Below are 20,491 nucleotides of genomic sequence, written 5' to 3'. Positions count from 1 at the left end.
TCCAGCGGCGCTCCCGGAACCGCGACCGCGGCAGTTCCCGCAGCGGGGGTGTCCGCTCTCGGCCGAGGGCAGGGGATCTTTCGCCCGCAGTTCGGGCACCGGATAACTCTGGTCGTGGCGCTCATACCGGTGCGTCCGCTTCGGCACCCGACTCCGCCCGGGCGACGTCGACGGCGATGTCGCCGTCCCGCACGTCGATGCGCACCGTCGAGCCGTCCTGGACCGACCCCGAGAGCAGCGCCCTGCCCAAGCGGGTCTCGATGTCGTGCGAGATGTAGCGGCGCAGCGGCCTCGCGCCGTAGAGCGGGTCGTAGCCCCGTTCCGCGATGAGGCGTCGCGCCTCCGGCGTGACCTCGAGCCGGATCTGGCGTTCCGCCAGGCGCCGCGCCAGGTCGCCCATCGAAAGGTCGACGATCGACTCGATCTGCGTGAGGCCGAGCGGGGCGAACACGATGATGTCGTCGACCCGGTTGAGGAACTCCGGACGGAAGCGGCCACGCAGCTCGGCGAGCACCAGGTCCTTCACATCCTCGGGAATCGCCCCGTCGCTGTTCCGGGCTTCGGTGAGCAGATGCTGCGCGCCGATGTTGGACGTCATGATCACAATGGTGTTGCGGAAGTCGACGGTGCGGCCCTGGCTGTCGGTGATCCTGCCGTCGTCGAGCACCTGCAGCAGCGTGTTGAACACGTCCGGATGCGCCTTCTCGATCTCATCGAAGAGGACGACGCAGTACGGCCGGCGACGCACCGCTTCGGTCAGCTGGCCGCCCTCGTCGTATCCGACATATCCAGGAGGGGCTCCGACCAGCCTGCTGACGGTGTGGCGCTCCTGGTACTCGCTCATGTCCAGCCGGATCATCGCGGACTCGCTGTCGAACAGCGCGTTCGCCAGGGCCTTCGCGAGCTCCGTCTTGCCGACGCCCGTCGGTCCCAGGAAGATGAACGAGCCGATCGGCCGCCGAGCGTCGCGGATTCCCGAGCGGGCCCGGATGATCGCGTCGGTGACGAGCCGCACCGCTTCCTCCTGGCCGACGACGCGTTCGTGCAGGATCTCGTCGAGTTTCAGCACCTTCGCGCGCTCGCCCTCCTGCAGCCGCGCGACGGGGATTCCCGTCCAGGCCGCCACGATCTCGCCGATCTCCTCCTCGGTGACGACCTCGCGCAGGAGCTGCTGCCGTCCCTGCTTCTCCTGCAGGCGCTGCTCCTCGGCGGCGAGCTGCCGCTCGAGTTCGGCGAGCCTGCCGTAGCGCAGCTCGGCAGCCCTGTTCAGGTCGTACCGGCGCTCGGCGTCCTCGGCCTGGCGGCGCACCTGCTCGAGTTCGCTCCTGAGCTGCTGCAGCTTACGGATGGCCTGACGTTCCGCCTCCCATTGGGCACGCTTCGCGTTCGCTTCCGCCCGCAGGTCGGCGAGTTCACGCCGCAGCTCCTCGAGACGGACACGGCTCGGCTGGTCCGTCTCCTTCTCCAGCGCCGCCTCCTCGATCTCGAGACGCGTCACCCGCCGGGTCAGCTCGTCGAGGTCGGCGGGCATCGAGTCGATCTCGGTGCGCAGCCGCGCGCACGCCTCGTCGACGAGGTCGATGGCCTTGTCCGGCAGGAACCGGTCGGTGATGTAGCGGTGCGACAGGGTCGCAGCAGCCACGAGCGCATTGTCCTGGATGCGCACGCCGTGGAAGACCTCGAGCCGCTCGCGCAACCCACGGAGGATCGAGATGGCGTCCTCGACGCTGGGCTCATCCACCAACACGGTCTGGAACCGCCGTTCGAGCGCTGCGTCCTTCTCGATGTGCTGCCGGTACTCGTCCAGCGTGGTCGCGCCGATCAAGTGCAGCTCGCCGCGAGCGAGCATGGGCTTGAGCATGTTGCCCGCATCCATTGCTCCCTCGGTGGCCCCCGCGCCGACCAGGGTGTGGAGTTCGTCGATGAACAAGAGGATGCCCCCATCGGCGGCCACGACCTCGGCCAGCACCGCCTTCATCCGCTCCTCGAACTCGCCACGGTACTTCGCGCCCGCGACGAGAGCCGCCAGATCGAGCTGGAAGACCGTCTTGTCGCGGAGTCCTTCGGGAACGTCGGTGTTGACGATCCGCTGTGCCAGCCCCTCCACGATCGCCGTCTTGCCGACACCGGGCTCGCCGATCAGCACTGGGTTGTTCTTCGTCTTGCGGGACAGGATCTGGATGACGCGGCGGATCTCGATGTCGCGGCCGATGACCGGGTCCAGCCGACCCGCGCGTGCGTCGGCGACCAGGTCGCGGCCGTACTTCTCCAGTGCCTCGTAGGTCTGCTCCGGGGTGGCCGAGTTCACGTGCTGGTTGCCGCGAACGGCCGTCAGCGCCTGGAGGAAGGCCTCGCGGGTCACGCCATTGGTCTGCAGAACTCGCGCGGCCGGGCCGCCGCTGGGGTCGTCGGCCAGCGCGACGAGCAGGTGCTCGACGGACACGTACGAGTCCTTGAGACGTGTGGCCTCCCGCTCGGCGCGGTCGAGGGTGGCCGACAGCGAGCGGGACAGGTACACCTGTCCGGGCGTCGCCCCGGGACCTGTCGTCCGGGGTTTCCGCTCGATCGCCTGCTGCACCTCCGCGAGCAGGAGGGTCACGTCGACGCCGGCCGCTTCGAGCAGCCGAGGGATCAGGCCGCCCTCCTGCGCGAGGAGGGCGAGCAGGAGGTGTTCGTTCTCCGTCTCCGTCTGTCCGTTCCGGCTCGCGATGCTCTGCGCCTCCTGCAGCGCCTCCTGACACTTCTGGGTCAGCTTGTTCATCTCCATGGCGGAGACTCCCTTCCTCAGCGGATGACCGATCTCTGCGCCTCGAGCGCGTCAATCCGGGCGAGCAGGTCGATGACGATCGCGATGCCTGCGTAGTTCAGTGCCAGGTCGGCGTGGAGGCGCACGATCCGCCGCACCTGTTCGGGTGCGTCCGGCGTGAACCAGAGCCGGCCCGACGCGTCGACGGCGCCGCGAACCAGGCCCAGGTCGACGAAGCGTCGGACCAGGTCGGGATGCACGCGCGCCGTGACAGCGACCGTGCCGAGGTCGAGGCGAGGCGGGATCACCGGGAGCAGAGGAGGAGTCATGATGACGATCTCGGATCGAAGGAGGACTCGCGCTGCAACTGCTCGAACAGCTCGCGTTCACGGCTGGTGGGGTGCGGGGGGACCATGATCTTCAACTTCGCGAACAGGTCGCCGGGCTTCCCTCGCGGCTGCGGCATCCCCTGGCCCTTGAGCCGCAGGCGGCGTCCGCTCGACGAGCCCGGAGGGATGCGCACGTTGATGGGGCCGCCGGGAGCCCGCGTCGAGACGCTGGCACCGAGGACGGCCTCCCACGGCGCGATCAGCATGTCCATCTCGATGTCCTTGCCGTCGAGACGGAACCGCCGGTCCGGCTTGACGCGGAGCGTGATCACAAGGTCGCCCGACCCGCCATCCTGCCGCCCGGGCTGTCCGCCGCCGGAGACGCGGACACGCTGCCCGTTGAGCGCGCCGGGCGGGATCTGGAGCTCGAACGTCTGACGGTCGCCGTCGGGGTCGGCGAGGACAACCGTCCGAGGGCCGCCCCGGAATGCCTCCTCGACCGTCAGCTCCAGTTCGGCCTCGGCGTCCATGCCGCGCCTTGAACCGAAGACGTCGCCGAAGAGGTCGTCCCAGTCGACCGACGCGCCGCCCGGGCCCGCTCCGGCCTGCGCGCTCGACCAGCTGGACCCCGACGGTCCCGGCCAGGTGCGGGCGCGCCCTCCACCGCGCGCGCCGCTGCCGGCACCGCCGGCAGCGCCGGCGCCCTGCGAGGCGTGATCGCGCTCTGCGTCCGCGTAGCGGCGGAACTCTGGGCCGAAGCGGTCGTACTGGGCACGCGACTCAGGGTCGGCGAGCACATGGTATGCCTCGCTGATCTTCTTGAAGGTGTCCTCGGCGCGCGGCTGCTTGTTCACATCCGGGTGGTACTTCCGGGCGAGCGCACGGTAGGCATGCTGGATCTCCTTGGAGTCGGCGGATCGTGAGACCCCGAGCAGCTGGTAGTAGTCGTCTGCCACGAGGTCACTCCCGCGCCGACGTGACGACGACGCTCGCGGGTCGCAGCAGCTGTTCCGGGGTGCCGAAGCCGAGCCGGGCGACCGCGACCACCGTCTGCGGCGGCACGTTCTCCTGCTCGATGACCGACACGACCTCGTGGATTCGTGGGTCGAACGGGACGCCGACCTGGTCGACGCGGGGATACCCCAGGTGTTCGAGGGCGACGACCGCCTGTTCCCGAATCGACTCGATGCCGTCGGTCAACGGATCCTTCATCTGCCTGGCGTAGGCGAGCGCGTCCGTAAGGCCGTCCACGACGGCGAGGAAGACGGACGCCGCACGCGCTCGCTCCGTGTCGCGGACCAGGGCGAGCTCGCGGGTGGTCCGCTTTCGCACGTTGTCGAGATCGGCTGCGGCTCGGCGCCAGCGATCCTCCAGCTCGGCGAGACGGGCGTCCGGTTCGGTCGGAGGGGCCGCGGGCGGCGCGGCCGTCGCGTCGCTGGGGGCGCCGACCTCCGGCTCCTCCGCGTCCGCAGCCCCGCGCGTGTCCGAGGTGTCCATGTCCCCGCGTCCCTCAGTTGCGGTCGAAGTCGGCGTCGACAACGTCGTCATCGGAGTCGTCCGAGCCGCCGGGGCCGGCCGCGGTGTCCGGCGAGGTCGACCCTTGGGCTGGGTGCCCCACAGACAGCGCGGCGTCCACTTGCCGGAGTTCACTGGTCAGCTCACGCGCCTCCGACGCGGGAACCTCCCGTTCGACGGCGTCCCTCGCCTGCTGCACCAGCAGCTCGGCGCGCGACCGCTCGTGCGGAGGCGCGGCGTCGCCGTGCTCCACGAGAGCCCGCTCGACCCGGTAGGCGGCGGCGTCCAACTCGTTGCGGGCATCGATGTCTGCGCGCAGCCGCTGATCCTGCTCGCGGTTCTGCTCAGCCTCGCGCACCATGCGGTCGATCTCCGCCTGGTCGAGGTTCGTGGTGCCGCTGATGGTGATGCCCTGCTCGGCCCCGGTGTGCTTGTCGCGGGCGGTGACGTTGAGGATGCCGTTCGCGTCGATGTCGAACGTGACCTCGATCTGCGGTTCGCCCCGTGGCGCTGGCCGGATGCCGGTCAGCGAGAACCGGCCGAGGACGCGGTTGTCCGCCGCGCGTTCGCGCTCGCCTTGGAGCACCACGATCTCGACCGAGTCCTGGTCGTCCTGGGCGGTGGAGAAGACTTCGCTCCGGCGTGCGGGGATGGTCGTGTTGCGTTCGATGATCGGCGTCATGACGCCGCCGCGCGTCTCGACGCCGAGCGAGAGCGGGGTCACGTCGAGCAGGAGGACGTCGTTGACTTCCCCTTTCAGCACGCCGGCCTGGATGGCCGCGCCGATAGCAACGACCTCGTCGGGGTTCACGGTCATGTTGGGGTCCTTGCCGCCGGTGAGGCGCTTGACCAGCTCCTGTACCGCGGGGATCCTGGTCGAACCGCCGACGAGGATGACCTCGTCGATGTCGTTCTCGGTGACCTTCGCGTCCTGCATCGCCTGCCGCACCGGGCCGAGGCAGCGCTCGACCAGATCGGCGGTGATGTTGTCGAAGGTGGCGCGCTTGAGCGTCGTGGTCAGGTGCTTCGGGCCGGAGGCGTCCGCCGTGATGAACGGCAGGCTCACCTGGGTCTGGCTGACCGAGCTGAGTTCGACCTTCGCCTTCTCCGCGGCCTCGAACAGCCGCTGGAGGGCCTGAGAGTCGTTGCGCAGGTCGATGCCGTTCTCCTTCTGGAATTCGTCGGCGAGGTGGTCGACGATGCGGCGGTCGAAGTCGTCACCGCCGAGGTGCGTGTCCCCGGCGGTCGAGCGCACCTCGACGACGCCGTCGCCGACGTCGAGCAGGCTGACGTCGAAGGTGCCGCCGCCGAGGTCGAACACCAGGACCGTCTCGTGCTCCTTCTTGTCCAGCCCGTAGGCGAGGGCGGCCGCGGTCGGCTCGTTGATGATGCGGAGCACCTCGAGACCAGCGATCCGCCCGGCGTCCCGCGTCGCGGTGCGCTGGGCGTCGTTGAAGTACGCCGGGACGGTGATGACCGCCTCGGTCACCTTCTCTCCGAGGAACTTGGCGGCGTCGTCGGCCAGCTTCCGCAAGACGAGCGCGCTGATCTCCTCGGGGGCATACAGCTTCCCTCGCACGTCGACCCGGGCTTCGCCGTTGGGGCCGGGCACGACGTCGAACCCGACCGCCTTGGCCTCCTCCCCGATCTCGTCGAACGAGCGCCCGATAAAGCGCTTCGCCGAGGAGATCGTCCCCTTCGGGTTCAGGATGGCCTGACGCCGGGCGAGCTGACCGACGAGTCTCTCGCCGGTGTCGGTGAAGGCGACGACGGACGGGGTGGTGCGGGCACCCTCGCTGTTCGGGATGACTCTCGCCTCACCGCCCTCCCACACCGCGATCACGGAGTTCGTGGTGCCGAGATCGATGCCGACTGCCTTAGCCATGGAAGCTCCTTCTCCGAAGTCCTGTCTCACTCGCCGGACGACTCGTCGCCGTCTCGGTGTTCCCCGCCGCCCGAGTGGGGCGAGATGTCCACGTGCCGCGATGGACTCGACTCGTCCACCGCGACGAGCAGCGCCAGCACACCGTCTCCCGGGCGCGCGGTGAGCGTGGAGTCGTCCGGGCTGTCCTCGAGGACGAGCCGGCGGACGAACTCACAACAGGGGCGCTCATCGATGAGGACCATGTCGTCCGGGGCGGATCTTGCGCGTCTCTCCACCGTGAACGGCACGGCGTCGGTGCGCCGGTTGGCGCCGAGAGCCTCTTCGCCGGCGCGGTCGACGTCGCGGGGCGGGTCGAAACGCATCAGGCTCACGGCGTGCTCCTCACCGACCGGACGGCGCCGGCTCGAGGTACACACTCCGCCCCCGAGGCGGGTTCCTCCTCGGCCGCCCGGAGCGAAGATCCCGACCGCCCGTTGCACTGTCAGAGCCAGTGGATGAGGGCTAGCGTTGGCCGCGATGGACGCCTCGAGCTCTTCGAACCGTGTCGCACACCCCGGCCCCGATGAGGACGCACCGGCGGGCCTGTACGACATCTTCAGAGTGGGCTCGGCGATGTTCGAACGCCCCTCCACCCGGCGGACGTTCCGCCTGGCCGAGGCCGCGGTACGGGGGATCGCCGGATGCACGGTCCAGTCCGCCTATGTCGTGTCGCACGGCCGTCTCACCCGGTACTCGGGGGCGGACGACCACGATCTCGACCTCCTCGTTGAGGCGTGCCGGGGGGTCAACGGTGTGCTCACCCTTGGTGCGGGATGGATCTACGCGCTCTTCTTCCGCGGGACCGGTACGGTGCGCGGGGCCCTTGCGATCCAGGCGGACCACGCGCCGACGGGGCCGGAGGTGGACCTCCTGCTGGCGCTGGCGGAGCCGACCGGGGCCGCACTCGCTGCGGCCGACGTGATCAGCCGGGAACGTCGTCAGGCGCGGGAGCTGCGGAGGCTCGGCCAGGCGCGCGAGGCCTCCAACCGGGCACTGGCGGCGACGATCGTCCAGCTGAACGCGCAGCAGTCCATTCGCGAGGCGATCGTCACCGCGGCCGGGTCCGGTCGCGGCGAAGACCGGATCGTCGAAGCCGTGAGCACTGTCACCCAGCGCCCCGTCGTCCTCCAGGACTCCTTCGGCAACGACCTGGCGTTCGCGGGTGCCAGGGACCCTGCCATCGTCCCCGTCGGGAACTTCTCCGCGGCCGGGTCCGCCCCCGCCGGGTGGCGGGTGGCGCCGATCCGTTCAGGCGGGGAGATGCTCGGTGCCATCGGCATCTACGATCCGGACGACGGTCGCAGCGACGACGACCGGTTCGCGATCGAGTATGCCGGCGCGACGCTTGCGGTCGAGCTCGCGCATCGTCGCAACGTCGCAGAAGTCGAACTGCGGCTCGGTCGCGAGCTCTCGGATGACCTGGTCTCTGGCGCCGGACCCCCCGACGCGCTCGCGCGCGCCGAGGCCCTACACTTCGACCTGGGGGGACTCCACCGGGTGGTCCTCTTCGCCTGGGAGAAGCCCACCCCGAACGGTGTCGACGTCAGCGCTGCGGTCCGGCATCAGCTCGCCACGATGCACGTGCCGGCGCTGATCTCGCGGCGCGCACAGATGACGCTCGCCGTGGTGGCGGACGGTCATGATCTGTCGCAGCTCTACCAGAAGGTCTCCACCGCGCTGAGCAGCACGCGGGGCACGATCGGCGTCGGCGGCAGCTGCACGGCGAGCGACCTGCCGCGCTCCTTCGCCGAAGCGACACGGGCACTCCGCATCAAGGCGGAATCGCGGCAGCCACTCGGCCTGTCGAACCATGATGAGCTGGGCCTCCTCCGTGTCCTCGACATGTCGGAAGACGGAGTGCGGCTCGAACGGTTCATCGACGAATGGCTCGGTGTCCTCATCGTCCACGACCTTCAGCACCACGCGGACTTGGTCCTCACGCTGACGGCCTATCTCGACGCCGGCGGCAACTACGACCGAACCTCTGCCGCTCTTGTCATCCACCGGAGCACATTGCGCTATCGCCTCCAACGGATCCGGGAGCTGAGCGGTCTGGAAATCAACGACCCGGAGGCGCGCCTGAATCTGCACGTCGCCGTCCGGGCGCGCGCCGCGCTCAACGACCACTTCCGCTGAGTCCCGCACCCGACCTCCCCCTGATGCCCGTTCCAGATCCGCGTACCGTGACCGGCGTTCACCGGAGCATCCGCACCGATCGCCGGAGGAATGGTGGCCATCCACGACACGGCCGAGTTGGAGTGCACGACGAAGGCCTGCGTGGCCTGGCCCCAGTGGCGGGACTGCGGATTTCACCTTCTCGTCGAGGATCCGGAACGTCCGGACCAGCGCGACCCCGAGAGCGCCGGCGATTCGCGGAAGCCGCTCCTGGGTCTCAACGCTGTACGAGAGGTCGAGTGGAGGCCGCCGTACCGTTCGCCTCCGTGTTGGCCACTCCTCGCAGGAGGAGGACGTACAGCAGGTCGTCGACGAAGTCGTCGAAGCGCCGCAAGTCATCCTTGTCGGCGTCGAGGCTCGTGGCTGCACGGAAGAAGCGATCGAACGTGGCGATGCCGAATATATCCACGATCATGTGCTCCCGGTCTGCGGCTCAGCCGTGCCCGTCGGCTGCGCCGTCGTGCAGGTGCTTGAGCTTCTCCGCCAGCTCCTTGGCCTTTCCCTTCGCCTCCACTTCGACCCGCTGCGCCAGTTGCTGGAGCTTGCGCAAGGGTCGGATGGCGACCGCCTTCCGAACATTCGGCTCTTCACTGGTCTCCTCGAGCGGCACGATGAACTCCTCATCGGCGACCGTCACGACGTAGCCGGAATCGTCGTCGTTCAAGACGATGCTCACCGGCACCGCCTTCCCGGTGTCCGGATCGACGCTGACGGCGGTGATCGCGATGTCGACATGCGAGCGGTCGGCGGTCTCCACGATCTCGATGTCGGCGAGCGGACCGCTCTCGATCGCGAGGACGAGGTCGTCCTGTGCGGGTGTCATGTCCGCGTCGTCACGTGCGTTGGCCATGATGGCTCCTTCGTCGGCAATGGGTGGTAGCGCCGCACGCTATGCCAAGCACCGAACCCGGACCATGTCCTGCCCGGCCGAAAGACGGCCCGCTTCTTCGCCTGCGGGGGCAGTCCGCGGACGAGCCGGTGTCACGATGACCCGGCAATTCGCTGGGTACCAGTCAGCGCGCGGGACGACACAGACGACCTGGAATGACCCAGCGAACGGCCGTCCTGTCAAAGGATTCCTCCGAACGAAGCGGCTGTCGAGAGGTCCCGGGCCGCGGCGCCGCCGCCAAAGAAGCCACCGACCAGCGACAGTCCGTCCTGAAGCACTGACTCGCTCCATCCGTCAGCGGCGCAGTCGCAGCCCCTGCGCTCACAACAGGAAGCCGGCCGCGGCACAGCGCAAGCGGATCGAACCGACGACCGCTCTTGCACGGCACAATCGACTGCCGCTCCTCCACGAGCGACACTCCCTGCGCCGTGGCGAGGCGGCCGCGGCCCTCGTGAGAAAGCGCGTCCGCTGCTTTGGGATGCGCCCCGTGGTCCCCGGAGTGATCCGTAGGTCATCAACGACATAGGGTCACGACGGATCCCGCCCACCCGAGCGTTCGTGGCAGATCAGTGGCGCCGTCCGCGCTGCAGAGTGCGGGATGGCAGCTCCCCGAACCGCTCGGCGTACGCCGCGGCGAACCTGCTGACGTGCAGAAACCCCCAGCGAGAGGCAACTCCCGTGACGGTGACACTGTTCGATCGGGCGCAGAGGAGATCCTCGCGGGCGCGTTCCAACCGCAGTCGCCGAAGATACGCCATCGGCGTGGTGTCCAGGCCGCGCCGGATCCCTACCCGAACTATCGGAGGCGACCGTGGGGAGGACGTCCTCGGCAAAGCTAAGGCCGGGGCAGCGACCTTGCCACCGAAGACCTGATTGGCGAATCAGTGGAAGTCGCCAACCTGAACTGCGACTGGCACTGTGCCGTCGACGACGACAGCGCCCGTGTGCGCTGTGGTGACAGTCTCGATGAGCACAATGTGCACCTCCTCGTCGGCGATCGGGTTGTGCTGAACGCCTCTCGGCACGACGAAGAATTGGCCCGGCGTCAGGGTCACCTCTTCATCGTCAGGAAGCTGAATGCGGAGCGTGCCGGCCACGATGAAGAACATCTCGTCTTCAGCGTCGTGGGCATGCCACACAAGCTGCCCAAGGAGCTTGGCGACCTTCACAAACTGGTCGTTCACACGTCCAACAACTCGCGGCGTCCAGTGAGCGTGCACCTGCTCGAGCTCAGCCGCGACATCCACTCCAGCGAGGGCGTTCACGAGCGCACCGGCGAGAGGGCGATGCTGCCGATCGCGGCATCAGCGATGCGGTTCCGCGTCGCCGGGTCGACACCGGCCTTCGCGAGCGCTTCGAGACCACGGTGCGTCGTGAGGACGAGACCGCCGAGGGCGCTGGCATCAGCCTCGGGGTCCACGAGCCCGGCACGCTGCGCTTGCTCCACGAGCTGCTGGCAGCTGTCAAGCAAGGTGCAGTAAGCGGCCAGCGAGCGAGCTGCGATCGCGGCGTCCTCGGAGGCCAGCTCGGCGGTGCCCTTTGAGAGGAGGCAGCCGAACCGGTCCGTGATCTCGGGAGAGTGCAGCCACGCCCGCAGTCGGAGGAGCGCTTCATCCTCGGGGCCGTCGACACGGGCGGCAGCCATCGCGTCTGAACCGTCGCAGTAGTCGTCGAACACACGCTGAAACAGGGCGTGCTTGTCGCCGAACGCCCCATAAAGGCTGCCCTTGCTCAAGCCTGTCGCGTGGGACAAGTCGTCCACCGAAGTGCCGTGGTACCCGGTCTCTGTGAACCGCTGACGCGCAGCATCGAGGACGTCACCCTCATCGAACTTTCTCGGCCTGGCCATGCCCCGATTCTACCGTGTTCTGTACAAACGGTCCAGAATCACTATTGTGGACCGTATGTTCAGAACCATTGCAGCGTCAGACCCGTCCGAGTTCGCCGGAAAGCGAGTCGTCGTCACCGGCGGCTCCCGCGGCATCGGAGCCGCCATCGTGCAGCGCTTCGTCGACGGCGGCGCAACCGTCGTCGCCACCGCCCGCACCGCCACCGCCGACACCCCTGCCGATGCAACCTTCATCCAGGGCGACATCAGCAGCAGCGACGGTGCCCAGGCATTCGCCGCTGCCGCCTTCGACGCCCTCGGTGGTGTCGACATCATCATCAACAACGCCGGCGCAGCGCGCGCTCACCTCGGCGGCATCGGCTCAATCCCGGACGAGGAATGGATCGACGCCCTCGACCTCAACTACCTCTCCGCTGTCCGCCTCACCGGCGCCCTCCTGCCAGCCCTCCGCGAGGCCGGCGCCGGGAGTGCAGTGGTCAACATCTCCTCCGGTGCCGCTATCACCCCGCAGGGCCCGATGGCGCACTACGGCGCCGCAAAGGCAGCCCTCGCTGCCTACGGAAAGGCGCTTGCCTCCGAGCTCGCTCCCGCCGGTATCCGTGTCACGACCATCACCCCCGGCAACGTCCTGACCCCGGGTGCTGACGCGCTTCGTCAGACGATCGCGGACGCGATGGGCGTGCCCCTCGAGGCGACGACGGCAGGTGTCCCTCTCGGGCGGCCCGGTGACCCGCGCGACATCGCCGAAGCAGTCGCGTACCTCGCCTCCGACCGCGCCCAGTGGGTCACCGGAGCGAACCTCGTCGTCGACGGCGGAGAACTCCCCATCTTCTGATCAGCACACCGCCCTCACTGGGTGAACCACTTCCTTGCCGGCGGTGCGGAATCTCAACCGCACCGCCGGCCTTTCCCGGCACACACCTCCCAGGGCCACCGCCCACGAAAGGCCTCTCATGAGCACCACCGCCCCCGCTTCCATCAGTCGACTCGCTGGCCGACGAGCCCTCGTTACCGGAGCATCCCGCGGCATCGGCGCGGCGATCGCCCGATCCTTGGCAGGAGCCGGTGCCTCTGTCGTCATCACCTACTGGTCCTCGGCGGACGCCGCCAATGCTCTCGTGCAGGACATCAGGGCCGCCGGCGGGCGTGCGGACGCGATCCGCACTAACGCCGGCGACGCCACCGACGCAGTCTCGAGCGTGCAGCGTGCCGTTGAGATCCTCGGAGGCCTCGACATCGTCGTCCTGAACGCCGCCACCGCATGGAATGAGCCCTTCGCCGACGCGAGCGCGGAGCACATCGAGAAGACCCTCGACCTGAACCTCCGCGGCCCCGCCTATACAGTCCAGGAAGCCCTCCGGCACATCAGTGACGAGGGGCGCATCTCTTGTCAGCTCCCTCAGCGCACAGATCAGCCCGTTTCCCGGCCAGACCGTCTAGGGCATGAGCAAGGCAGCACTCACCGCTCTTGGCCGTGGGCTCGCCCGGGACCTCGGCGCGGCCGGTCGCAAGGTCACCGTGAACGTGATCCAGCCCGGTCCGATCGACACCGACGGCAACCCCGCCTCCAGCGACTTCGCACCCGTCATGTCCGCCCTGACCACCCTCGGCCGCTACGGAACGCCTGACGAGGTAGGCAACCTCGTTGCATGGCTTGCCTCGGATGAGTCCTCATACATCACCGCCAGCGTCATCAACATCGACGGCGGCGTCACCGCATGAGGTCAACAGACCGTCTCAATAGCCGATCGCTAGCCGGACGCCGCGAGTTGCTCGTGTGTCAACGCGGCCTGGTCACCGATCAGGTGGCCGGCACCGGTTCGGAGCTCGACGACGGCCGCCGGGAAGAGGTTTCGGATCCGGTCGGCAGCGGCTCGAGCATCGAGCATCCTGTCGAGTTCCCCGTAGGCAGCGCTGACCCGTGCGCGGATCTGCTGCATGTCAGCGCTGTCGTGCTCAGGGAGCGGGTCGGTGCGGGGCCTGAAGTGCTCGAACGTCCGGAGCGAGAGGGCATCGAGGTCTCGGTTCATCGGCGTGCGCTCCGACGGAGCGGCGTGGGGACCGGTCAGGTACGAAAGCGCAGATCGACGCCCCCGTTCGCCGAGCACCGTCAGGGCGCCGGCGAGGACGAGCGGGAGCACCCGACGGGGTCCGAGCCCGCTCGCGGATTGGAGCACGAGATGAGCCACCAGCTCAGGGTTGCGTGCTGCGAGCGCGGTCGCGATCCATCCGCCGATTGAGACTCCCACGACGGCAGCGGGCCGATCGGCCACCGCGCGGACGACCTGGGCGGACCAGTCCGCCTGTTCTGTCGCCCGGAACGGAACACGGGTTGCTGTGCTCGGGCCAGGCTCCCCGGGGAGGTTTACGGCGTGGACGCGGTACTCGTCGGACAGGCGTCGGATCGTGGGCGCCCAGGAGAGTGCTGTTGCTCCGGAACCGTGCAGCAGAACGACGGGGTGGCCATCCCTCGGACCGGCACTGAGCACGGCAACCGGCCCAATCGTGGTCGCGATCGTTTGCCGGGCGACTTGAGGCAAGTGCTCGTCGACGAGGGCGTCGTACATCCGCCGGAGTTCGGCTGCACCGTCAGCGCTGCGGAACCGGCGATCCTCAGTCACGAGTTGCCTCCATCGCGTTGCTGATGAACGTCAGGACGTCCAGCGCACCGGCGAGCTCTCCTGTCGCCACGACCTGGAGCGCACCGTCCTTCGGTATGCGTGCGACCTGCAACGCGACCCCCGAGGTCCCGCCCACGACGTTCAACAACGTGAACACCCGTTCCTCCTGCCGGCTGTCTGCGGCCTCGATGCGAACCACCACTGTCGCCGAGACCGCGGCTTCACCGTCCGACGAGCCAGACGATGGTGCAGCGGTGGTCGGCCTTTGCGTGCCGATCAGTTCGAGGTCTTCGACCCGGATCCGGTACTGCTTACCGATCCGCGTCGCCTGCAACCGACCCGTCCGGATGTAGTCACGGATGGTCCGCGGACGGAGCTGTAGACGTTCCGCTACATCTTCGACACTCAGCATCTCGCTCACGGCCCTATACTGACACAAACAACCATGAACGCACATACTGACCTACGACAGCGCGGCCTCGACGCCGCATCGCCTTCCGTTCGGCTGCAAGCCGTGCTCGCTATCGGCACGGCAGCAGACCCGGTCGACCTCGACGCCCTCATCGTCCGGTGCGCGGTCGAGCCCGACTTCTTCGTCCGCGACATGCTCACGTGGGCGCTCACACGCCTCCCTGCACGCGCCGTGCTGCCGCGCCTCCTCGATGAGGCCAAACGCGGCACCCCGCAGGCGCGGAGTCAGGCGTTGCACACGCTCTCGAAGATCGCCGACACGTCCACCCACCAGGTGGTGGTCGCATCCATCACCGACCCCGATGACGAGGTCGCGCGCGCCGCGTGGCGTGCCGCCGTCGCCACCGTGCCGGTCGGCGGAGCCCCAGCGTTGGGTGAGCTGCTTATCAGTCAGCTCGGGCGTGGAGACCGCGCCGTCCAGCTCAGTCTGAGCCAGGCGCTCGTCGCGCTCGGAGCAGACGTCATCACGCCCCTGCTCGAGTCACGCGCGGAGGAGCCACATGCCGCCGCGACCCTCAGGCTCCTCACGGATCCGGCTGCAGGCAGCCAGCTCGCGGTTGAGGCAGCGCGCCGCGAGGTCGCGAAGGGGAACACCCGGAACGCGAAGGGCTGAGGTGGCGTTTTGGACGGCCGCGCCGAAGGTCCCGGTAGCGTTCCTGCCGTGCTCGAGTTCCCCATCCTCACGGAACGATTCACCCTCAGCGTGCTCAGCCGGGCTGACCGAACGGCCTTCACGGCCTACCGCCGCGACCCCAACGTGGCACGGTTCCAGTCGTGGACACCGGGCTGGTCCGACGCCGACACCGACGCGCTCATCGCCGACCAGCCGACGAAGCTGCTTCCAGGCTCGGGCGAATGGCTCCAGATCGCAGTCCACCACCGAGATACCACATCACTAGTCGGCGACGCCGCCGTGCACGCCATCGCGGATCAGCCAGACACGTACGAACTCGGCGTGACACTGGCACCCGAGTGGCAAGGTATCGGAGCGGGCCAGGAGACACTCCGTCAACTCATCGACGATCTGTTCCGCTTGCAGGAGGCTCACCGGATCATCGCGATGACGGATGCGCGCAACATCGCCGCGGCGCAACTCTTCAGGCGGCTCGGCCTTCGGCACGAGGGCCGCGCTGTGGATGCGGATTGGTTCAAGGGTGAATGGACGAGCATCGACACCTGGGCGATGCTGCGCGAGGAGCACGGCCGGCGGGCACTGCCTTCGACAAGGTAAACAACCGCAGGCGTAGATCCTCCGCCCAAGGACGCCGTCGACGTCCTTGACCGAACGGCCCCGGGTAGAACCACGACAGGAGCCGCAGCTCCAGGCCAACCGAACGCCAAGAGGAGCACCCCGGCCCCGTGCCAGCATGTTCATCCGCGGGACTCGCTTCGTGCCGAGCGTCCGGCTGCCGATCTGCTACCGGACGTTGCTACCGCAGCTCGCTTCCGAGGTCACCAAGGCTGACCGTGAGAATCTCCGTCAAGAGGCGGGCGTACGTGCCATTGGGATCGAGGTCCGGGTCGTAGACCGTGACCGAGGCGCCGACGGCGCGCGGTGCAAGGCCACGGAGCAGCTCGATCAGCTCCTCCGGCGTGCAACCACCAGGGTCCGGACTGTCGACCGCGGGCATCACCGACGGGTCGAGCACGTCGACGTCGACCTGCAACCAGTAGCCGGCAGCACCCGCTGTCGTCCGCAGGGCGTCGACGACGGCAGCGGTGCCGCGACCGCGCCACTCCGAGGTCGGGACCACCGCACCGACCACGGTGCGGACCTCCGCGAGTTCGGCGTCGTCGTCACGGCAGCCGACGTGTGCAGTCCGTGCGGGCTCGAAGTACGGGCCGGCGCCGTCGATGTCGGACACGGCTGGCCAGTGGAGCCCGACAGCGGCGGCCAGGTCCTCCCCCGCGACGCTCGCGCACCCGTCGCTGTTGCCCGGGTGCCGGAAGTCGGTGTGTCCGTCCACGTGCACCAGCCCGACACCGCCACGTCGCTTCATCGCCAGGCCGGCCCCGAGGAGCACGCTGCAGTCTCCACCGATGACCAACGGCGCCGCCCCGGTGGCCAGGACCGCTTCGACACGGTCCGCGAGCGGCGTGCGTTCGAAGCGGGGGCGCTCGCGTCCGGGGCGACCCTGTCGATCACGCCCGAAAGCCAGCCCTACGCAGAGTTCCGAAACGACGCGTCGGCGCTCCGGGCTTGGCGTGTGAACGCAGCCGCGCTTGGCAGGACGGAAGCCGCAGGCGGCGCCTCGGGTCAGATGGCACGCGCTTCAACCGACATGGGCAACGTCTCGCAATTCGTTCCGGCTATCCATCCCTATGTCGCCGTTGACGCGAGAGGCGCGTCAAATCACCAGCCAGAATTTGCGGCCGCATGCACCGGGGCCAGCGCTGAACTAATGATTCGTGACGCAGCGACAGCACTCGCGTGGACGGCTGTTGATCAAATCTGACCGACTAAGCGAGCTGGTCCTGTTCATCCCAGACCGGCGCCCGTGTCGATTCAGGCGGGCGGACGGGTGTACCGCGGCTGACCAATCCGTGCGGCATCGCTCTCGCCGGTCGGACCGCCGTGACTCTTGGGCTGGTTGTCCGCGACACACGAAGCGGAGTTGTGATGCGATTCGGCGGCGCGATTGAAGCGGATGATCGAGGATGAAGTAGTCGACGTCGATACCTGATGAACGCTTCGGGCGAGTCGTGCCGGAGGTACTTGTCAGTCACTCGTGATGCCGTGACCCGGTCCGTTCACACGCCAGAAGGCTCGGGAGCCCTCCGCTGCGGCAGGGCGGTGAGTGCCATCGGCGACCGAACCGCGGCCCACGCGGACGGCTCCGAACTGGCCGGTCGAACCGTTGACCGCCGGCAGCTGATCTATCTACTGCCCGACATCTGGTCGGCGATCGAGACGGCTGGTGCGGAGTGCGCGTCGCGGGGGGCGGCAGGCGTTTCTGGCGCGAGTTCGCTGAGATCGAGGGTCTGTGCTGTTGAGCGAACCGTTCGAGGTGGGGGAAGCCTCTCTTCCGAGCAGTATTGGACGAGGAGGACAGCGAGGACGCCGGCGACAGTGGGGTTGGGCTGTGCCTCAAGGTCTCGGTCAGGGTCTGTGGATGCCGTCCCATGTCCGGAGCACGCGGACGTACTGCTCCGTCGCGTCGCCGTGCACCTCGCCGACAGACCCGGCGACCACCCCGGCACCGACCGGATCCCAGGACACCGTGCCGTCGCGGACGAAGGCCGCGACGATCTGCGTGATGCGCTCGTCCCGGGCACGGGCCGCGTCGGTGGCGCCGGGCATCGACCGCCCCACCAGTGCGGGGACGTCGCTGCCGTGTGCGGCCGGTTCGCCGTCCGCTCCCCCGATGAGGAGCAGGTGCGCCCGACCGCCGGCCGCCGACTGGGCGCGGGCGAGCCGCGCTGCCGGGAGCCGGTAGACGTAGTCGGTCAGGAGGCGTTCGCGCAGGTCACCGAGGTCGCCGCCGGCGGCGGCGTAGACGTCGAGGACCTCCTGCGCGCGATCGCGGGGCACGTCGAACCGTGCGAGCTCGTCGAGGAGCGTTTGCCGTGACGTCGGCACGAACGCGGCGGGGTCTGCTGCCCGGAACGACGCGATCTCGTCGGTGAGTGCACTGACGAGGACGTTCGCGTGGGCGATCGCTCCGGCCGCCACGGCGTCCGCAGGGTGCTGGTCGAGCACGCCGGCCGGGACCGCGGCGTCGAGCACGACACCGAGCGCTTCCGGCGCCGGCCCGTTCCGACGACCGATGTCGGTGCCGATCACACTCCGCTGTGCGGCGAGGACCCGCGCAGCGGGCAGCTCAAGCAACGGACCCGGGTCGGCTTGGAGCCCGAGGTGGTCGAGGAACCGGTCGGCCGTCTTGTCGGCGGTCGCCTGTGGTACGAGCCGCGACGCCCCGGCCGAGAAGACCGCGAACCGTCGGATGCGCTCACGCACGCGGGGGACGGCGGCGAGTGCCGCCGTCAGGAACCCGCCGGCGCTCTCGCCGAGGACGGTGACGTCGTCGGGGTCGCCGCCGAACTCGGGCGCGTGCTCGAGCACGAACTCGATGGCGGCGACCACGTCCTGCAAACCGAGGTTCGACGCGTCCACGAAGGGGCCGCCGAAGCGGCTGAGGGACAGGAAGCCGAACGCGCCGACGCGGTAGTTCGGGGCCACGACCACGACGTCCGCAGCCGCGGCCAGTCGTGACCCGTCGGACACCCAGCTCGTGTTGGAACCGTGCTCGAAACCACCGCCGTAGAGCTGCACCACGACCGGCTTCAGCACGGCGGACCGCGGCGGCGACCAGACGTGGAGCGTGAGGCAGTCCTCGCTGAGGGGTGCGCCGAGGTCGAGCCAGTCCGGCTGCTCTTGGTGTGGCGCGACACCCGGCTGCAGCGCGGGAGCATCGCGGTCGAACGGCACCGGGACGGGAGCCCCGAAGCGGCGGGCGTCGGCGAACGGGATGCCCGTCCAGACCCGGACGGGTTCGGCCGTACCGGTCACGCGACGCCGCTCCCGGCCACCGGTGCCGGCGCGGCGTCGACTGCAGGAGCGGCGGTCTCCCGGCGCAGCAGGCGACGACCCGCGGGCAGGGCGAGCACGATCAGCACGAAGGCGACGGCGTAGAACCCCATGTCGAGCGAGAGGGAGAGTCGGTAGCTGCCCGTCGCCGAGTAGAGCAGGCCGTGCAGGTACACGCCGCCGGCGTTCGCGAGCGATCCCGCCACGAGCACCTTGGCGAGGATCTTCCCGTAGTCCTTCGCGCCGAACGCCGTCCGGATGAGCACGGGTACCGCGACGAGGTTCACCGCCTGACCGATGCCGGCCATGAAGCTGCCGGTCGAGAGTACCGCGTCGCCACGGAAGGCCAGCAGGATGCCCCACCCGCCGATCGCGATCGCGACGAAGACCGCCGCGACGAGGACGGGGTTGAGGTGGTCGATGGCGGCGCCGATGGCGAGCTTGCCGACGGAGGCGCCGATGAGCAGCAGCGCGTAGATGCTCGACGCCGCGGTGAGACCGATCCCGATCGTGGTGAAGTACGTCGGGATGTGCTGGACGAGCGCTCCGGTGAGCTGCAGGAGGATCCCCATCGCGACGAAGCCGTAGAAGGGCGCGCTGCGGTAGGCGCGCGAGGCGGGCACGCCGACCGTCGGCAGCGCGGCTTCGACCGCGCCCGGCTCGGCAGGGGTCCAGCCGTAGGGCTTCTGGTCGCCGGTCGGTGCGAGCCGGACGACGAACAACGCCAGCGGCAGCAGCGTGACCAGGACGATGACGCCGGTCACGACGTAGCCGGTGCGCCAGCCGGACGACTCGATGACCGATCCGATGATCGGCGAGAACACCGCGCCGCCGACGGCGGTGAGCGCTCCCGTGATACCGACGACGAGACCGAGGTGCCGGTCGAACCAGTTGCCCAGCAGGAGGGGGATCACGAAACCGAACGCGATCGCCTTCACCGCCCCGAGGACGACGTTCGCGATGTAGAGGACGACCAGCCCGGGCGCCACGGCGGACAGGCCGTAGGCGAGGGTCGCGGCGACGATCATGCCGCCGAGCGCCCACCGCACATCGATCTTCTGGAAGAGCGACCCTGCCCCGAGGAGTGCCACCGCCCCGGCGATCCCGGTGACGGTGCCCATCAGGGAAACGCTCGAGAGCGGGACGCCGAGGTCCTTCTCCAGCGAAGCCCAGTACAGGCTCGAGGTGTTGACGGTCAGGCCGAAGCCGACGAACGACAGCACGGCCGTTGCGGCGAAGACCGCCCAGGCGTAGTGAACGCGACGATGCATTCCGGGTTCCACTCTTCATCGATGAACAGGACGACCACCTGGACGGCGGTCGAGACGACGTCTGACACTGCGGGCAGTCCCGTCGCCGTCGTCAGTGTACGCACTGTCCGCAGTGAGGACAACGCGGACACTGCGCCCTGGTTGCATAGGATGTCGACCGCACCCACCGACGA

Annotated in this window: 20 protein-coding genes and 2 pseudogenes; 6 read left to right on the top strand and 16 right to left on the bottom strand. The window is 68.9% G+C overall.

The genetic code is table 11. The features are described from left to right. Window positions 1-121: 121 nt before the first annotated feature. From clpB to AAEP80_RS04210, 6 genes are read right to left on the bottom strand one after another with little or no spacing between them, the layout of a single operon-like run. The gene (clpB, locus tag AAEP80_RS04235) at window positions 122-2,767 is read right to left on the bottom strand and encodes an ATP-dependent chaperone ClpB (protein ID WP_420366073.1); all 2,646 of its coding nucleotides are present in this window, start codon (window positions 2,765-2,767) and stop codon (window positions 122-124) included. A gap of 17 nt (window positions 2,768-2,784) precedes the next feature. Further along, a complete protein-coding gene (locus AAEP80_RS04230) occupies window positions 2,785-3,075 on the bottom strand; it encodes a chaperone modulator CbpM (RefSeq protein ID WP_420366072.1) in 291 nt (96 codons plus the stop codon). After that, the gene (locus AAEP80_RS04225; protein WP_420366071.1) at window positions 3,072-4,031 is read right to left on the bottom strand and encodes a DnaJ C-terminal domain-containing protein; all 960 of its coding nucleotides are present in this window, start codon (window positions 4,029-4,031) and stop codon (window positions 3,072-3,074) included. The genes AAEP80_RS04230 and AAEP80_RS04225 overlap by 4 nt, the downstream gene beginning before the upstream one ends. 4 nt (window positions 4,032-4,035) lie before the next feature. Beyond that, window positions 4,036-4,572: a nucleotide exchange factor GrpE gene (locus tag AAEP80_RS04220; protein ID WP_420366070.1), complete on the bottom strand. Its 537-nt coding sequence runs from the start codon at window positions 4,570-4,572 to the stop codon at window positions 4,036-4,038. A gap of 13 nt (window positions 4,573-4,585) precedes the next feature. Further along, window positions 4,586-6,475 carry a molecular chaperone DnaK gene (dnaK, locus tag AAEP80_RS04215; protein WP_420366069.1) on the bottom strand — a complete coding sequence of 630 codons (1,890 nt, stop codon included), beginning with the start codon at window positions 6,473-6,475 and terminating at the stop codon, window positions 4,586-4,588. Between the two features lie 26 nt (window positions 6,476-6,501). Then, on the bottom strand, window positions 6,502-6,846 hold the full coding sequence (locus AAEP80_RS04210) for an Hsp20 family protein (RefSeq protein ID WP_420366068.1): 345 nt from the start codon (window positions 6,844-6,846) through the stop codon (window positions 6,502-6,504). Window positions 6,847-6,991: 145 nt separating this feature from the next. Here AAEP80_RS04210 and AAEP80_RS04205 point away from each other — a divergent pair, with 145 nt between their 5' ends. Next, window positions 6,992-8,650: a helix-turn-helix domain-containing protein gene (locus AAEP80_RS04205; RefSeq protein WP_420366067.1), complete on the top strand. Its 1,659-nt coding sequence runs from the start codon at window positions 6,992-6,994 to the stop codon at window positions 8,648-8,650. Window positions 8,651-8,830: 180 nt separating this feature from the next. Here the strand turns inward: AAEP80_RS04205 and AAEP80_RS04200 are convergent. The 5 genes and pseudogenes from AAEP80_RS04200 to AAEP80_RS04180 all read right to left on the bottom strand — a co-directional run. Next, window positions 8,831-9,104 (bottom strand): annotated as a pseudogene (locus AAEP80_RS04200) (DUF1931 family protein); the annotation flags it as partial. An 18-nt stretch (window positions 9,105-9,122) separates the two neighbouring features. After that, on the bottom strand, window positions 9,123-9,539 hold the full coding sequence (locus AAEP80_RS04195) for a hypothetical protein (protein WP_420366066.1): 417 nt from the start codon (window positions 9,537-9,539) through the stop codon (window positions 9,123-9,125). A gap of 605 nt (window positions 9,540-10,144) precedes the next feature. Then, window positions 10,145-10,411 carry a helix-turn-helix domain-containing protein gene (locus AAEP80_RS04190; protein ID WP_420366065.1) on the bottom strand — a complete coding sequence of 89 codons (267 nt, stop codon included), beginning with the start codon at window positions 10,409-10,411 and terminating at the stop codon, window positions 10,145-10,147. A gap of 48 nt (window positions 10,412-10,459) precedes the next feature. After that, a complete protein-coding gene (locus AAEP80_RS04185) occupies window positions 10,460-10,843 on the bottom strand; it encodes a cupin domain-containing protein (protein WP_420366064.1) in 384 nt (127 codons plus the stop codon). Beyond that, window positions 10,840-11,427 carry a TetR/AcrR family transcriptional regulator gene (locus AAEP80_RS04180; protein ID WP_420366063.1) on the bottom strand — a complete coding sequence of 196 codons (588 nt, stop codon included), beginning with the start codon at window positions 11,425-11,427 and terminating at the stop codon, window positions 10,840-10,842. The genes AAEP80_RS04185 and AAEP80_RS04180 overlap by 4 nt, the downstream gene beginning before the upstream one ends. Window positions 11,428-11,482: 55 nt before the next feature. On the opposite strand from AAEP80_RS04180, the gene AAEP80_RS04175 reads away from it, so the two are divergent. From AAEP80_RS04175 to AAEP80_RS04165, 3 genes and pseudogenes are all read left to right on the top strand, one after another. Further along, window positions 11,483-12,262: an oxidoreductase gene (locus AAEP80_RS04175; RefSeq protein WP_420366062.1), complete on the top strand. Its 780-nt coding sequence runs from the start codon at window positions 11,483-11,485 to the stop codon at window positions 12,260-12,262. Window positions 12,263-12,380: 118 nt separating this feature from the next. Continuing rightward, a pseudogene (locus tag AAEP80_RS04170) lies at window positions 12,381-12,752 on the top strand (SDR family NAD(P)-dependent oxidoreductase); the annotation flags it as partial. A 118-nt stretch (window positions 12,753-12,870) separates the two neighbouring features. Then, a complete protein-coding gene (locus tag AAEP80_RS04165) occupies window positions 12,871-13,149 on the top strand; it encodes an SDR family oxidoreductase (RefSeq protein ID WP_420366061.1) in 279 nt (92 codons plus the stop codon). A gap of 29 nt (window positions 13,150-13,178) precedes the next feature. On the opposite strand, the gene AAEP80_RS04160 is transcribed toward AAEP80_RS04165, so the two are convergent. Both AAEP80_RS04160 and AAEP80_RS04155 read right to left on the bottom strand, forming a co-directional pair. Beyond that, window positions 13,179-14,048 (bottom strand): alpha/beta fold hydrolase, encoded by an 870-nt coding sequence (locus AAEP80_RS04160; protein ID WP_420366060.1) that lies wholly within the window; start codon window positions 14,046-14,048, stop codon window positions 13,179-13,181. After that, window positions 14,041-14,460: a helix-turn-helix domain-containing protein gene (locus AAEP80_RS04155; protein WP_420366842.1), complete on the bottom strand. Its 420-nt coding sequence runs from the start codon at window positions 14,458-14,460 to the stop codon at window positions 14,041-14,043. Before AAEP80_RS04155 ends, AAEP80_RS04160 begins: the two co-directional genes overlap by 8 nt. Window positions 14,461-14,562: 102 nt before the next feature. Between AAEP80_RS04155 and AAEP80_RS04150 the strand changes: the two genes are divergently transcribed. Together AAEP80_RS04150 and AAEP80_RS04145 are read left to right on the top strand one after the other, a co-directional pair. Beyond that, window positions 14,563-15,132 carry a HEAT repeat domain-containing protein gene (locus tag AAEP80_RS04150; protein WP_420366059.1) on the top strand — a complete coding sequence of 190 codons (570 nt, stop codon included), beginning with the start codon at window positions 14,563-14,565 and terminating at the stop codon, window positions 15,130-15,132. A 48-nt stretch (window positions 15,133-15,180) separates the two neighbouring features. Next, a complete protein-coding gene (locus AAEP80_RS04145; protein WP_420366058.1) occupies window positions 15,181-15,750 on the top strand; it encodes a GNAT family N-acetyltransferase in 570 nt (189 codons plus the stop codon). A gap of 199 nt (window positions 15,751-15,949) precedes the next feature. Here AAEP80_RS04145 and AAEP80_RS04140 read toward each other — a convergent pair whose 3' ends face one another. From AAEP80_RS04140 to AAEP80_RS04130, 3 genes are all read right to left on the bottom strand, one after another. Then, window positions 15,950-16,567 carry an arginase family protein gene (locus AAEP80_RS04140; RefSeq protein WP_420366057.1) on the bottom strand — a complete coding sequence of 206 codons (618 nt, stop codon included), beginning with the start codon at window positions 16,565-16,567 and terminating at the stop codon, window positions 15,950-15,952. Between the two features lie 1,052 nt (window positions 16,568-17,619). After that, window positions 17,620-19,029 (bottom strand): carboxylesterase family protein, encoded by a 1,410-nt coding sequence (locus tag AAEP80_RS04135; RefSeq protein WP_420366056.1) that lies wholly within the window; start codon window positions 19,027-19,029, stop codon window positions 17,620-17,622. Continuing rightward, window positions 19,026-20,318: an MFS transporter gene (locus AAEP80_RS04130; RefSeq protein WP_420366055.1), complete on the bottom strand. Its 1,293-nt coding sequence runs from the start codon at window positions 20,316-20,318 to the stop codon at window positions 19,026-19,028. The genes AAEP80_RS04135 and AAEP80_RS04130 overlap by 4 nt, the downstream gene beginning before the upstream one ends. Between the last annotated feature and the right edge of the window lie 173 nt (window positions 20,319-20,491).

The sequence above is a fragment of the Curtobacterium sp. L3-7 genome (assembly GCF_048756585.1).
Lineage (GTDB): Bacteria > Actinomycetota > Actinomycetes > Actinomycetales > Microbacteriaceae > Curtobacterium.
The sequence above is the reverse complement of the archived record's forward strand: the minus strand, read 5'-3'. Positions and strand labels throughout refer to the sequence as shown.

Excerpts from the sequence above, each read along its gene's own strand:
- AAEP80_RS04165 (WP_420366061.1), top strand. The coding sequence starts at position 12,871 with ATGAGCAAGGCAGCACTCACCGCTCTTGGCCGTGGGCTCGCCCGGGAC.
- AAEP80_RS04130 (WP_420366055.1), bottom strand. The coding sequence starts at position 20,318 with ATGCATCGTCGCGTTCACTACGCCTGGGCGGTCTTCGCCGCAACGGCC.
- dnaK (WP_420366069.1), bottom strand. The coding sequence starts at position 6,475 with ATGGCTAAGGCAGTCGGCATCGATCTCGGCACCACGAACTCCGTGATC.
- clpB (WP_420366073.1), bottom strand. The coding sequence starts at position 2,767 with ATGGAGATGAACAAGCTGACCCAGAAGTGTCAGGAGGCGCTGCAGGAG.
- AAEP80_RS04205 (WP_420366067.1), top strand. The coding sequence starts at position 6,992 with ATGGACGCCTCGAGCTCTTCGAACCGTGTCGCACACCCCGGCCCCGAT.
- AAEP80_RS04175 (WP_420366062.1), top strand. The coding sequence starts at position 11,483 with ATGTTCAGAACCATTGCAGCGTCAGACCCGTCCGAGTTCGCCGGAAAG.
- AAEP80_RS04155 (WP_420366842.1), bottom strand. The coding sequence starts at position 14,460 with ATGCTGAGTGTCGAAGATGTAGCGGAACGTCTACAGCTCCGTCCGCGG.
- AAEP80_RS04220 (WP_420366070.1), bottom strand. The coding sequence starts at position 4,572 with ATGGACACCTCGGACACGCGCGGGGCTGCGGACGCGGAGGAGCCGGAG.
- AAEP80_RS04195 (WP_420366066.1), bottom strand. The coding sequence starts at position 9,539 with ATGGCCAACGCACGTGACGACGCGGACATGACACCCGCACAGGACGAC.
- AAEP80_RS04230 (WP_420366072.1), bottom strand. The coding sequence starts at position 3,075 with ATGACTCCTCCTCTGCTCCCGGTGATCCCGCCTCGCCTCGACCTCGGC.
- AAEP80_RS04180 (WP_420366063.1), bottom strand. The coding sequence starts at position 11,427 with ATGGCCAGGCCGAGAAAGTTCGATGAGGGTGACGTCCTCGATGCTGCG.